Genomic DNA, 12,664 nt, shown 5'->3' on the forward strand with positions numbered 1-12,664 from the left:
AAGCGGCGGTCAGTCCAAGCGGTCGCGCACTGCGTCAGCGAATCGGGGAGTTCCAGCGCGCGCCAAGGCCAGGAGATAGTCGTCCATCGTCATCGCGGGCGAGTCGTAGTTCGCAACGACCTCCTCGAGGGCGCGGATGGTCGCCCCGGGGTAGAGATCGAGCTGGTCGAGCAGGAAGTCGTCCGGATGCACCACCTCTACGTCGTACGCTTCGGTCGAGTCGGCGGGGAAGTCCTTGCCATTGAAGGTGACGAGCACCTCGGCACCGCCTCGGACGGCTGCGGCGAGGACGTGCCGGTCTTTCGGATCGTTCGTCATCTGGTCGATCAGTGACTCATGCCCGCTGACCAGGGCGTCGGGGAAGAAGGCGACCATCGTGCAGATGCGCTTCTCCACGAGCGCTGCGCGTTCGCCGTTCGCGACCAGGTTGCGCCGAAGCTCGGTCAGGATGTCCTGCGACCAGAGTGGCCGGAAGAGGCCGTGCTCGGCGAGCGTCAGGATGCAATCGTTCAGCAGCGCCCCGTAGAGCACGTTGGTGTCGAAGAGTGCGGGAAACCTCACTCGCCCGGCATCTCCGAAAGCCGCTGGATCTGACTCGGCGATCCTGTCTTCTCCGTGGCGTCCAGATTGGCTCGTGCGAGATCCCTGAGCGCCTCGCGTCGCTGGGCACTGAACGACTGCTGGTAGTCGAGGAGGTCATGCAGTCGCACGCGCCGGTGCCGCCCGGGCTGCTCGAACGGGATCGCCCCGGACTCGAGAAGACGAACCAGCGTCGGTCGGCTGACGCCAAGGAAGTCCGCTGCCTGCTGCGTCGTCATCGTCATGCCTTGCGGCACGACAGTGATGCCCTTGCCCGCGGCCAACGCGTTCGTCACCTGATCCAGGATTCGAAAGATCTCCTCTGGGATCGGACGAGCTTCGCCCGTGGGATCCACGAGCGCCGCCTGGCTGGAGTTCTGCGCGAGATGCGCTTCCAACTCACGCATGAACTCTGCGAAGTTGAGCAGTTGTTCGCGATTGCCTTGGTCGGGCAGGTATGTGCGGGCGTTCTTGGAGCCGTTACCTGCGGCCGTTGCGGTGCTCATACCGCTCACCATACTCGAGAAACGGAAAAATCGAACGCACAGTCGTCGGAGCGGATGCTGGCGGAGCCCTGAGCCCACGGTGTCGGCGGCGGGAGTACCGTGCGAGCATGCACCTCGCAGCGCCTCAGCACGCGGCACCGGCCGCACCGGCCCGCGTGCCCGCCGGGATGGCGTCCGTCGGCGCGGCGCTGGCCGCGCTGCTGCTGCCGCTCGCGATGCGAGCACCGGAGGGCGCCGCCGAGCTGCTGTGGGTCGCCGGCTGGGCGTGCGCGGCCTGGGCCGCGATCGCAGCGGTCAGTGCGGTGGTGCTGCTCGTGCGCGAGCGCACCGCCATGTCGCGACGCACCACCCGGACGACCGTGCAGCTCATCGGCTTCGCGGTCGCGCTGCTCGCGGTCACCGCCTGGTTGCATCCGTTCGCGGGGTCGGGGGGCGGCGCGGGCTGAGCCGCGCCCGAGCACCCCGGCCGACGGCCTGCGCCGCAGAATCCGTCGGCGGTAGAATCGCCTGTGCTCCCCCACCACTCGGCCCCCTCCGGCGCGCCCGAAGACGCCGCCGCAGATGCGACCGCGACGCTCTCGCCCGACGACGTCGCCACGACGCTGCGCGTGCTCGAGACCCTCCACCGCATGGATCGCGACGACCCCGCCTACGTCGCCGTGCGGCAGGCGACGGCCAACATGTTCAAGGAGGTCAAGCTCGCGAGCCGCAAGGCGAAGCACGCGCGCATCCAGGCCGCCGACCGCGCCGTCGTCGCCGCGACCGCCACGGGAGCGCCCGACCGCATCGACGACGAGACCCGGGGCATCCCCCTCGCCACCAGGGCGGCCGCGCCCACCGCCGGCACGCTCATCCGCTCGCGCGGCTGCTACATCTGCAAGCAGCAGTACACGCTCGTCGACGCGTTCTACCACCAGCTCTGCCCGACGTGCGCGGCCATGAGCCACGCCAAGCGCGACGCCCGCACCGACCTCACCGGCAAGCGCGCGCTGCTCACGGGCGGCCGGGCGAAGATCGGCATGCACATCGCGCTGCGGCTGCTGCGCGACGGCGCCCACACGACCATCACCACGCGGTTCCCGAGGGATGCGGTGCGGCGGTTCTCGTCGCTGCCCGACTCGGGCGAGTGGCTCGACCGGCTCAAGGTGGTCGGCATCGACCTGCGCGACCCGGCGCAGGTGGTCGGGCTCGCCGAGGAGGTCGCCGCGGCCGGGCCGCTCGACATCCTCATCAACAACGCGGCGCAGACCGTGCGGCGCTCCCCCGGCGCCTACGCGCCGCTCGTCGAGGCCGAGCTCGCGCCGCTGCCCGACGGCCCGCTCCCCGAGCTCGTGACCTTCGGGCACACGAACGACGCGCATCCGCTCGCCCTCGCCGCCTCGGTCGCGGCGCATCCGATCCTCGCGAGCGCCGCCCGCACGGCCGACGAGCTCACGCAGCAGGCGATGGCCGCCGGCTCGTCGTCGCTCGAGCGGCTGGCCGCCGGCACGGCGATCGACGCCGGCGGGCTCGTGCCCGACGAGGAGCACATCAACAGCTGGACGCAGCACGTCGACCAGGTCGAGCCGCTCGAGATGCTCGAGGTGCAGCTGGCCAACATGACGGCGCCGTTCCTGCTGGTGTCGAAGCTGCGGCCGGCGCTCGCCGCCTCGACCGCGCGCCGCACCTACATCGTGAACGTCTCGGCGATGGAGGGCGTCTTCGGCCGCGGCTACAAGGGCCCGGGCCACCCGCACACGAACATGGCGAAGGCCGCGCTCAACATGCTCACGCGCACGAGCGCGCGCGAGATGTTCGAGCGCGACGGCATCCTCATGACCGCCGTCGACACCGGCTGGATCACCGACGAGCGGCCGCACTTCACGAAGGTGCGGCTCGCGGAGGAGGGCTTCCACGCGCCCCTCGACCTCGTCGACGGCGCCGCCCGCGTCTACGACCCGATCGTGCGCGGCGAGGCGGGCGAGGACCTCTTCGGCGTCTTCCTGAAGGACTACGCGCCGGGGTCGTGGTGACCACTCCCTCGAGCCTCCGCTGGTCGAGGAGCGGCCGCGGGCCGCGTCTCGCCTCCCGCTGGTCGAGTCTCCCCTCCCGCTGGTCGAGGAGCGGCCGCAGGCCGCGTCTCGAGACCACCCCGTGACCAGCGCCGCCGACTCGCTCGCCGCCCTCCCCCTCGGCACCCGCGTCGTCGTGCGCCACCGCCTCCACGGCGACACGCACCGGGCGACGGATGCGCTCGGCGACCTGGTCGCGCTCGACGCGGTGAGGTGCACGGTCGCCACTCGTCGCGGCGACGTCGAGATCGCCCTGGCCGACGTGCTGCTGGCCAAGCCCGTGCCGCCGCCGCCCGCACCGCGCCCGCGATAGCCGTCGCGGGGCGCTGCCCGCTGGCGTCCAGCGTGCAGGCGTACGCTCCGAGCAGAGAGACCCGCAGCACCGCCGCGACTTGAGGAGAGCAGCCGCATGGACGCCACGTCCGACGCCGACGACCGAGACATCCGCCGCACCGACGGCACCCGCTCGCCCGCCGAGCCGACCCGCACGACGGCCGCGATGCCCGCCTCCGGTGCCACGACGGGCACGACCGCCGACACCACGGCGAGCACGACCCCGGTGCACGACGACCGCCCGCGCGTCGTGCTCGACTCCTCGCTCGACGGGCACCAGAAGCAGGGCGTGAGCGGCGGCACATGGATCGCGCTCATCCTCGGTGCGCTCATCCTCGTGCTGCTGCTCATCTTCATCCTGCAGAACAACGTGCCGGCCGACTTCGCCTACCTCGGCTTCGAGTTCAGCCTGCCGCTGGGCGTGGCGATGCTCTTCGCGGCGATCGCGGGCGTGCTCGTGGCGGCACTGCTGGGCTCGATCCGGCTCATCAAGCTGAGCCGCCGCGTGCGCAAGCTCGAGGCGGAGCGCGAGTCGATCAAGCGCGCGCTGCGCTGAGGCTCAGCGCCGGGTCGCCGGCAGATGTGTGAGCATCGGCTGTCATCCGCCCAGGTTGCGAGCCCTTGCCCGCACATCTGTCTGCCGTGGGGCATGGGAGCCCGCGGATAGCGTGGGGTCGTGGCGATCGACAAGACCGAGACCGGGGTGACCGTGCGCCCGGCGGTGATCGCCCTGCTCGCCGACGCCGCGCTCGTCACCCTCTTCGCCGGGGTCGGCTTCGCGACGCACAGCCCCGACGCGATCAGCGCCTGGGGCATCGCGATGACGGCGTGGCCGTTCCTCGTCGCGCTCGCCGTCGGCTGGGTCGTGAGCGTCGCGTGGCGGGCACCGCTCGTCCCGCTGCGCACCGGCGTGCCGGTCTGGCTCGTCACCGTCGTCGGCGGCATGCTGCTGCGCGTGCTGCTCGGTCAGGGCACCGCGCTGCCGTTCGTGATCGTCGCGACGGTCACGCTGCTGGTGCTGCTCGTCGGCTGGCGGCTGATCGCGGCGGCCGTGCGGCGCGCACGCGCCCGCGCGCGCTGACCCGCCCGAGCCGGGCACCGCATCCGCCCGGCTCTCCCTCCGTTCGTCAACCGGCCAGGTGCGCGCCCGGCCGGATAATCCGGTCGGACACCCAGGGAGCGGGTTGAACAACGGCGGGCGGCAGCGGCACCGAGCCGCGCGCCCGTCACGCGCCAACGCGAGCACCGTTCGCCAACCGGCCAGATGCCAGCGCAGCCGGACTATCCGGCCGGCGGCGCACTGAGCCGGTCGACGAACGGCGCGGCTAGGCTCGGAAGCCCCGTCACCCTGGAGGACACCGCCGTGCCCGCAGCGCCCACGCCCGAGACCGCCCGCACCCACGCCGAGGACCTCGCCGACTTCGTCGCCGCGTCCCCCTCGAGCTTCCACGCCGCGGCCGAGGTCGCCCGCCGTCTCGAGGGCGCCGGCTTCGCCGCGCTGCAGGAGACGGATGCGTGGCCCGAGCAGGCGGGCAAGTACCTGGTGGTGCGCGACGGCGCCGTGATCGCCTGGATCGTGCCGCAGGGCGCGACCGCGACCACCCCGGTGCGCGTCTTCGGCGCCCACAGCGACTCCCCCGGCTTCAAGCTCAAGCCCAAGCCGACGACCGGCCGGCTCGGCTGGCTGCAGGCGGGCGTCGAGGTCTACGGCGGCCCGCTGCTGAACTCGTGGCTCGACCGCGAGCTGCGCCTCGCCGGCCGGCTCGTGCTCGACGACGGCGCCGAGGTGCTCGCGGCGACCGGGCCGCTGCTGCGCCTGCCGCAGCTCGCGATCCACCTCGACCGCACCGCCAACGAGGGCTTCGCGCTCGACAAGCAGGTGCACACGCAGCCCGTCTGGGGCCTCGGCGCGCCCGACTCGGCCGACCTGCTCGCCGAGCTCGCCGCATCCGTCGACGGCGCGGAGGTGGATGCGGCACGCATCCGCGGCTTCGACGTCGTCGTCGCCGACGCGGCGCGCGGGTCGGTCTTCGGCCACGACGACGCGTTCCTCGCGGCCGGCCGGCTCGACGACCTCGCGAGCGTGCACGCCGGCGTCGCCGCGCTCGCGGCCGCGGCCGACGGCTTCGACGGCGACCACATCCCGATGCTCGCGGTCTTCGACCACGAGGAGATCGGCTCGGCGACCCGCTCGGGCGCGGCCGGCCCGTTCCTCGAGGACGTGCTCGAGCGCATCGGCCTCGCGCTGGGCGCCGACCGGGCAGAGCGGATGCGCGCGGTCGCGTCGTCGTGGTGCGTCTCGAGCGACGTGGGGCACTCGGTGCACCCGAACTACGCCGAGAAGCACGACCCGGCCGTGCGCCCGGTGCTCGGATCGGGGCCGATCCTGAAGATCAACGCGAATCAGCGCTACGCGACCGACGGCGCGGGCGCCGCGGCGTGGCACGGCTGGTGCGACGCGGCGGGCGTCACGAGCCAGGAGTTCGTCTCGAACAACCAGGTGCCGTGCGGCTCGACGATCGGCCCGATCACGGCGACGCGGCTCGGGATCCGCACGGTCGACGTGGGCATCCCGATCCTGTCGATGCACTCGGCGCGCGAGCTCGCTGGCGTGAGCGACCTGCACGACCTGACGCGGGTGGCGGGGGCGTTCTTCACCCACGCCGCTGGTTGAGCCGCGCGCGCAGCGCGCGAGTCGAAACCACTGCCGCGCCGCACCCCGCTGGTCGAGCCGCGCGCGGAGCGCGCGAGTCGAGACCACTGCCGCGCCGCACCGCTGGTCGAGCAGCGCGCGAAGCGCGCGAGTCGAGACCGCTGCCGCACCCGCTGGTCGAGCCGCGCGCGAAGCGCGCGAGTCGAGACCACCGCCTCCGTGCGACGGAGTGGTCTCGACTCGGACGGCCGCCTTCGGCGGTCGTCCGGCTCGACCAGCGGAGGGGTGGTCGTCCGGCTCGACCACCGGAGGGGCGGGGGCTACCCCTCCTGCCGCCGCACGATCTCGGCGATCCAGATCGGCGCGAAGGGCGAGGTGCAGTTCGGCGGCGTCGGGTAGTCCTTCAGCACCTCGAGCCGCTCGCCGATCGCGATCGCGCGGGCCCGCAGCGCCGGGTGCGCGATGCCGATGTGCGCGAGGCACTCGTTCATCGCCCACTGCAGCCGCGCCGGCGCATCCCGCATCTCGGCCTCGATCGTGTCGAGCAGCCCGGGCAGGTCGAGCCCGTCGGGGGCCTTGCGGACCCGCTCGGAGGTCAGGGCCCATCCAGCGCTCGCGACCACCGCATCCGCGTCGTCGAACCACCGCTGCCGCAGCGCCTCGGCGTGCGGCGACTTCTTGACGACGTAGTTGACGAGCCAGTCGTGCACCTTGGGCGCGCGCGCCTCGCGCAGCATCGCGTCGAGCTCGTCGGCGGTGAACGCCTTCGGCCGGCAGACGAGCAGCGCGAGCAGCCGCGCCGGGGTGTCGCCCGTCGCCCAGAGCTCGACCGCGAGCTCGTGCTGCGCCCGCAGCCGCTTGGCGATCGCGCGCAGCTTCGACAGGTTGACGCCGTGGTCGTCGCCGTGCCGCTCGTTGACCTCGCGCATGCGCGGATCCTCGAGCGCCGCGAGCTCTGCCCGCAGGTCTTCGACCGACTCCTCAGCCACCGCATCCCCCGTTCCCGTGTGGGGCTCAGCGTAGCCAGGCCGGCAGGCAGCAACACGTCAAGCCCGCTTGACAGTCAAAGAGACTTGACTGTACGGTCTCCTTGACACCCCGAGGAGAGAGACGCCATGACCGACGCCCCCGCCACCCGCACCACCAGCCGCTTCGGCCGCGCCCGCTTCGGCGGCGGCACGCCGGCGCTCGTCGCCGCGACCCTGCTCGGCGGCGCCGCGATCGCGAGCGCCCTCGGCGCGCTCTACGCCGCGCTCGGCGGCCAGGGCGACCAGGGCGACGCGTGGCTGCGCTTCATCGTGATGGCCGTCGTCACGCTCCCGGTCGCGGCCGCGCTCGTCTGGGCGGCGTCGGTCGATCGCTCGAGCCTGACGGATGCGACGGAGCGCCCCGAGGACTCGGTCGAGTCGGCGTGGTTCGACCGGGCCGCCCGCGGCGCCTTCGGCGACACGTTAATGACGGTCGGGCTCGCGGCCGCCGCCTTCTCGATCACCGGCCTGCAGGTCGACACCGGGCTCCTGCTGCTCGGCCTCGCCACGCTCATCGGCATCGACGTGGCCGTGCGCTACCTGCTCGCGAAGCGGGCGGACGCCTGATGCGCAACTCGCTGCCCGAGCGGCGGCAGGAGCGCGGCTGGTCGCAGCAGCGGCTCGCCGACGAGCTGGGCGTCTCGCGCCAGACGGTCATCTCGATCGAGAAGGGCCGCTTCGACCCGTCACTGCCGGTCGCCTTCCGGCTCGCGGCCGTCTTCGAGTGCCCCATCGAGGAGCTCTTCTCGCCCGAGTGACGCCCGGGCAGCGGCGCTACTTCAGCTGCCCGCGGATCTCGCCCGGAGGATTCGTCGGGGTGTGCACGTTGACGTAGTAGCCGCGCGGGTTCGCCTCGATGGCCGCGAGCAGCATCGGGTCTGCCGTCGTGCACGCCTCCACCGCGAAGCTCGTCGCAGACTCCACGGAGAGCGGCACGACCACGGGCCCGGGGGCGTTGCGCGGTGCGACGTGGATGTGCGCCGCGGCCGCGGGAGCCGACAGGCCGTCGACCTGGAGCGAGTAGCAGAGCTGGTCGCCGTCGATCTCGTAGCTGAACCATCCGTGGGCGCCGAAGGCGTTCGGCGCGGGAACCTCCTGCCCGCCGTTCAGCGGGATCGCGGGGGCGGCGTTCGCGGCGGCGGTGCCGGCGAAAGTGAAGGCGGCGACCGCCGCGATGGCGACGGCGGCGGTGCGGGTGTGTCGGGTCGTGCGCATGATCGTGCTCGCTTCTGTGGAGCCGGAGGTGGATGTGCTCGGGACGCTACGCCCGGCCGCCGACCCCCACAAGGCCCCGAAAACCCGAGCCGCGCAGCCCGCGTCCGCCGGGCATCCAGCGGCCGACCCGACCCGCGCCGGGCCTCAGCCCTCCCCGCCCAGCTGCCGCGTCATCCGCCCGTGCATCTGCACCGACGAGGCGTTGAGCCCGTGCAGCTCGACGCGCTTGCCGAGCCGCTCGTACTTCGTCTCGATCGCGTCGAGGGCGGCGACGGTGGATGCGTCCCAGATGTGGGAGCGCGAGAGGTCGATGACGACGTGGTCGGGGTCGTCGGTGTACTCGAACTGCGTCGTGAGGTCGTTGGAGGAGGCGAAGAACAGCTCGCCCTCGACCGTGTAGTGCGCGGCGGCACCGCCGTCGGACTCGCGCACCTCCCGCGTCACCGACTGGAAGTGCGCAACCCGGCGGGCGAAGAGCACCATCGCGGCGACGACGCCGACGATGACGCCGATCGCGAGGTTGTGGGTCAGCACGACGACCACGACGGTGATCACCATCACGAGCGTCTCCGACAGCGGCAGGCGCCGCAGCGTCGCCGGCTGGATCGAGTGCCAGTCGAAGGTGCCGACCGAGACCATGATCATCACGGCCACGAGCGCCGCCATCGGCACGAGCCCGACGATGTCGCCGAGCGCGACGATCAGCACGAGCAGGAAGACGCCGGCGAGGAAGGTCGACACGCGCGAGCGGGCGCCGGAGGCCTTCACGTTGATCATCGTCTGACCGATCATGGCGCAGCCGCCCATGCCGCCGAAGAGGCCTGAGAGCACGTTGGCGACGCCCTGGCCCCACGACTCGCGCGTCTTGTCGGAGTGCGTGTCGGTCACGTCGTCGACGAGCTTCGCCGTCATGAGCGACTCCATGAGGCCGACGAGCGCCATCGCGATGGCGGTCGGGCCGATGATCCCGAGCGTCTCGAGCGTGAGCGGCACGTCGGGGAAGAAGAGCGAGGGCAGGCTGCGCGGCAGCTCGCCCTGGCTGCCGACGTTGGGCACCTGCCAGCCGAAGAGCAGCACGACGCCCGTGAGCAGGATGATCGCGAACAGCGGCGCCGGCACGACCTTCGTGAGCCGCGGCATGACGACGAGGATCACGAGCCCGACGGCGACGAGCGGGTAGACGAGCCACGGCACATCCACCAGCTGCGGGATCTGCGCCATGAAGATGAGGATCGCGAGCGCGTTGACGAAGCCGACCATCACGCTGCGCGGGATGAAGCGCATGAGCTTGGCGACGCCGACGAGGCCCATCACGATCTGCAGGATGCCGGCGAGCAGCACGGTCGCGATGAAGTAGTCGAAGCCGTGGTCGCGCATGATCGGCGCGATGACGAGCGCGATGGCGCCGGTGGCCGCGGTGATCATGGCGGGCCGGCCGCCGAGGAAGGCGATCGAGATCGCCATCACGGCCGACGAGAAGAGGCCGACAGCGGGGTCGACGCCGGCGATGATCGAGAACGAGATCGCCTCGGGGATGAGCGCGAGCGCCACGACGAGGCCGGCGAGGGCCTCGCGGGTGAGCATGCGCGGGTTGCGCAGCACCGTGGTGACGGATGGGTTGTCGCGGTAGCGGGCGCGGTCGCGCGTCGCGGTGGTGGTCATGGGGCTCCTTCGAGAGCGAGTGGATGCGCGGGCATGCCGCAACGAGGTCAGAGTGCGTGAGCGCGTCGTCGCGCGGGGCCGATCCAGCCGACAGGCGAGAATGGATGGCGTGGTCGAAGAGCTCGACCGGGAATGACTCTACCCTAACGTGAGGGGAGAGTTGAAGGGGGTGGCGGATGACGGACGAGACGATGCACATCGGTGAGCTCGCGGAGCGCACCGGCCTCTCGCTGCGCTCGCTCCGCCACTGGGACGAGGTCGGGCTCGTGCGCGCCTCGGGCCGCACCGAGGGCGGCTTCCGCCTCTACACGGCCGCCGACGAGCAGCGGGTGCGGCTCATCATGCGCATGAAGCCCTTCGGGTTCACGCTCGACGAGATCGGCGAGCTCGCCGACGCCATCGACGCCTCCCCTGCCGATCCGCTGTCGGCGCTGCCCGACGAGCGCGCCGACTTCTTCCGCACCGAGATGCGCGCGCGGCGCGACAAGCTCGCCCGGCAGCTGGCCGACGCCGACGACCTGCTGCGCCGCGTCGAGCCGTAGCCGCCCGACCGGGTCGGGCCCTCAGCCCACCGCCACCGACGCATCCTCGAGCTCGCCGGCCGCCCGGGCCTGCTGCAGCTTCTTCCGCACGACCGGCCAGAAGAGCGCGAGCGCACCGGCCGCGATGAGGCTCGTGAGCACCTGCGCGCGCCCGCCTTCGGAGCCCAGCATGATGACGACGATGCCGATGGCAGCCGCGATGAGCACGATGTTGAGCACCGGGAACAGCCAGACCTTCAGCTTCAGCTGCGCCTGCTCCTCCGGCGTCATGCGCGCGCGCAGGCGCCACTGCGTGACGGCGATGAAGACGAAGACGAAGAGCGCCACGAGGCCGGTGGAGTTCATGATGAACTCGTAGATGCCCGAGCTCGGCGCGATGAAGTTGACGAGCGTCGCGACGAGGCCGCCGGCGGTCGACGCGATCACGGCCGCGACCGGCACGCCGCGCTTCGAGCGCTTCGACATGATCGCGGGCGCGAGCCTCTGCTCCGACAGAGCCGCGAACATCCGCGAGGCCGAGTACGTGCCCGAGTTCAGCACCGAGATGACCGCGGTGAAGATGACGAGCGTCATGATCTCCTCGGCGAACGGGATGCCGAGCAGGCTGAAGACGTACGCGAAGGGCGGGATCTCGTCGGGCGATGGCAGCTGGTTCCAGGGCACCACCATCACGATCACGAGCACCGCGCCGACGTAGAAGAGCATCACGCGCCAGATGACGGTGTTGGCGGCCTGGCGGATGCCCTTTGCGGGGTCCTCCGACTCGGCCGCCGCCATCACGGCGATCTCGGCGCCGAAGTAGGCGAAGAGCACGAGCGCGATCGATGAGACGACCACGCCGAAGCCGTTGGGCATGAAGCCGCCGTGCTGCCAGAGGTTGGCGACCGACAGGGTCGAGTCGGGCCAGAGGCCGAACGCGAACAGCAGACCGGCGCCGAGGAAGACGACGATCGCGACGACCTTGATGCTGGCGAGCCAGAACTCCGTCTCTCCGAACGCGCGCAGCGAGATGAGGTTGGTGGTGACGAAGATCGCGAGGAGGATCAGCGAGCCGGCCCAGGCGGGCAGCGCCGGGAACCAGGCGTTCAGCATGCCGCCGCCGACGACCGCCTCGTAGGCGATGACGCCCACCCAGAAGTACCAGTACAGCCAGCCCACGATGTACGCGGCCCAGTCGCCGAGGCCGACGCGGGCGTACTCCATGAAGGAGCCGACGGCCGGGCGCACCGCGGCCATCTCGCCGAGCATGCGCATGGCGAGGAAGACGATGAGCCCGCCTCCGAGGTACGACAGGATCGCGGCGGGCCCGGCCGAGAGGATCACGTTGGCCGAGCCGACGAAGAGGCTCGCGCCGATGATGCCGCCGAGGGCGATCATCGTCACGTGCCGCGACTTCAGCTTCTTGCTGGGCGTGGGCGCGAGGGCGTCGGATGCGACGGCCTCGGTCTGCTCGGAGTGCGGGTTGGGTGCCACGAGGGACGCCTTCCTGTCAGGTCGAGCCGAGGCGGACGACCCGCGGCACCCGCCCATCGTAGTTATCAGACAGCACGCCGCGAGCATGCGGCCGCCCGCTCCCCCTTCTCCGCTGCCCGCTCCCCGGCCCCACCCGCTGGTCGAGTAGCCGACCGGCTCAGCCCGTCGGCGTATCGAGACCACCCGACCCGCCGGTCGAGCCGGTCGCCGCGCGCAGCGCCCGGCCCCACCACCCGCTGGTCGAGTAGCCGACGGGCCCAGCCCGTCGGCGTATCGAGACCACGCGACCCGCTGGTCGAGCCGGTCGTCGCGCGCAGCGCGCCGACCGAGTCGAGACCACCCGACCCGCTGGTCGAGCCGGTCGCCGCGCGCAGCGCGCCGACCGAGTCGAGACCACCTACTCCTTCGAGAAGTGCTTCCGGATCCGGTCGGCCTGCTCACGCGTCAGGTGCCACTCGGTCCCGATCTCATGCCCCTCGAACGGACCGCCCCCATCCGTCGGGTTCCGCAGGAACCCGCGGATCTGCTTGCCCCTGCGGTCCATGCCGAGCTCGCGCGAGAGCTCCACCGGCGTGATCGTCTGCTCGTCCATGCTGCGAGGCTATCCGCCCTACCGGTCCCC

Annotated in this window: 16 protein-coding genes; 9 read left to right on the forward strand and 7 right to left on the reverse strand. The window is 71.9% G+C overall.

The window, feature by feature from the left end; translation table 11 throughout:
- Nucleotides 1–9 precede the first annotated feature (9 nt).
- Nucleotides 10–561, reverse strand: a complete 552-nt coding sequence (locus MU522_RS03510; protein WP_128189509.1) for a PIN domain-containing protein — start codon at nucleotides 559–561, stop codon at nucleotides 10–12.
- The gene (locus tag MU522_RS03515) at nucleotides 558–1,085 is read right to left on the reverse strand and encodes a helix-turn-helix domain-containing protein (RefSeq protein WP_205649637.1); all 528 of its coding nucleotides are present in this window, start codon (nucleotides 1,083–1,085) and stop codon (nucleotides 558–560) included. The genes MU522_RS03510 and MU522_RS03515 overlap by 4 nt, the downstream gene beginning before the upstream one ends.
- Before the next feature lie 107 nt (nucleotides 1,086–1,192).
- Here MU522_RS03515 and MU522_RS03520 point away from each other — a divergent pair, with 107 nt between their 5' ends.
- From MU522_RS03520 to MU522_RS03545, 6 genes are all read left to right on the forward strand, one after another.
- Nucleotides 1,193–1,531: a hypothetical protein gene (locus MU522_RS03520; RefSeq protein ID WP_128189510.1), complete on the forward strand. Its 339-nt coding sequence runs from the start codon at nucleotides 1,193–1,195 to the stop codon at nucleotides 1,529–1,531.
- A 156-nt stretch (nucleotides 1,532–1,687) separates the two neighbouring features.
- Entirely contained in the window at nucleotides 1,688–3,097 is a 1,410-nt protein-coding gene (locus MU522_RS03525; protein WP_246993421.1) for an SDR family oxidoreductase, read from the forward strand.
- Between the two features lie 121 nt (nucleotides 3,098–3,218).
- The gene (locus MU522_RS03530) at nucleotides 3,219–3,449 is read left to right on the forward strand and encodes a hypothetical protein (RefSeq protein WP_246992517.1); all 231 of its coding nucleotides are present in this window, start codon (nucleotides 3,219–3,221) and stop codon (nucleotides 3,447–3,449) included.
- A gap of 96 nt (nucleotides 3,450–3,545) precedes the next feature.
- Nucleotides 3,546–4,025 (forward strand): LapA family protein, encoded by a 480-nt coding sequence (locus MU522_RS03535; protein WP_246992518.1) that lies wholly within the window; start codon nucleotides 3,546–3,548, stop codon nucleotides 4,023–4,025.
- Between the two features lie 126 nt (nucleotides 4,026–4,151).
- Nucleotides 4,152–4,550 carry a DUF3054 domain-containing protein gene (locus MU522_RS03540; RefSeq protein WP_246993423.1) on the forward strand — a complete coding sequence of 133 codons (399 nt, stop codon included), beginning with the start codon at nucleotides 4,152–4,154 and terminating at the stop codon, nucleotides 4,548–4,550.
- Nucleotides 4,551–4,832: 282 nt separating this feature from the next.
- Entirely contained in the window at nucleotides 4,833–6,143 is a 1,311-nt protein-coding gene (locus tag MU522_RS03545; protein WP_246992520.1) for a M18 family aminopeptidase, read from the forward strand.
- A 299-nt stretch (nucleotides 6,144–6,442) separates the two neighbouring features.
- Here the strand turns inward: MU522_RS03545 and MU522_RS03550 are convergent, their stop codons facing one another.
- Complete coding sequence (locus tag MU522_RS03550) at nucleotides 6,443–7,111, reverse strand: DNA alkylation repair protein (protein WP_246992522.1); 669 nt, start codon at nucleotides 7,109–7,111, stop codon at nucleotides 6,443–6,445.
- A 126-nt stretch (nucleotides 7,112–7,237) separates the two neighbouring features.
- Between MU522_RS03550 and MU522_RS03555 the strand changes: the two genes are divergently transcribed.
- Nucleotides 7,238–7,717, forward strand: coding sequence for a hypothetical protein (locus MU522_RS03555; protein WP_246992525.1), 480 nt, complete (start codon nucleotides 7,238–7,240; stop codon nucleotides 7,715–7,717).
- Nucleotides 7,717–7,908 carry a helix-turn-helix transcriptional regulator gene (locus tag MU522_RS03560; protein WP_246992527.1) on the forward strand — a complete coding sequence of 64 codons (192 nt, stop codon included), beginning with the start codon at nucleotides 7,717–7,719 and terminating at the stop codon, nucleotides 7,906–7,908. The genes MU522_RS03555 and MU522_RS03560 overlap by 1 nt, the downstream gene beginning before the upstream one ends.
- A 16-nt stretch (nucleotides 7,909–7,924) precedes the next feature.
- On the opposite strand, the gene MU522_RS03565 is transcribed toward MU522_RS03560, so the two are convergent.
- Both MU522_RS03565 and MU522_RS03570 read right to left on the reverse strand, forming a co-directional pair.
- On the reverse strand, nucleotides 7,925–8,365 hold the full coding sequence (locus MU522_RS03565) for a CHRD domain-containing protein (protein ID WP_246992529.1): 441 nt from the start codon (nucleotides 8,363–8,365) through the stop codon (nucleotides 7,925–7,927).
- A gap of 144 nt (nucleotides 8,366–8,509) precedes the next feature.
- Nucleotides 8,510–10,027, reverse strand: a complete 1,518-nt coding sequence (locus tag MU522_RS03570; protein ID WP_128190509.1) for a SulP family inorganic anion transporter — start codon at nucleotides 10,025–10,027, stop codon at nucleotides 8,510–8,512.
- A gap of 176 nt (nucleotides 10,028–10,203) precedes the next feature.
- Here MU522_RS03570 and MU522_RS03575 point away from each other — a divergent pair, with 176 nt between their 5' ends.
- On the forward strand, nucleotides 10,204–10,569 hold the full coding sequence (locus tag MU522_RS03575) for a MerR family transcriptional regulator (protein ID WP_246992531.1): 366 nt from the start codon (nucleotides 10,204–10,206) through the stop codon (nucleotides 10,567–10,569).
- 21 nt (nucleotides 10,570–10,590) lie between these two features.
- On the opposite strand, the gene MU522_RS03580 is transcribed toward MU522_RS03575, so the two are convergent.
- Complete coding sequence (locus tag MU522_RS03580) at nucleotides 10,591–12,042, reverse strand: amino acid permease (protein WP_246992533.1); 1,452 nt, start codon at nucleotides 12,040–12,042, stop codon at nucleotides 10,591–10,593.
- Between the two features lie 397 nt (nucleotides 12,043–12,439).
- Entirely contained in the window at nucleotides 12,440–12,634 is a 195-nt protein-coding gene (locus tag MU522_RS03585; protein WP_246992535.1) for a hypothetical protein, read from the reverse strand.
- Nucleotides 12,635–12,664: the final 30 nt, after the last annotated feature.

The organism is Agrococcus sp. SCSIO52902 (assembly GCF_022983135.1).
Classification (GTDB): Bacteria; Actinomycetota; Actinomycetes; order Actinomycetales; family Microbacteriaceae; genus Agrococcus; species Agrococcus sediminis.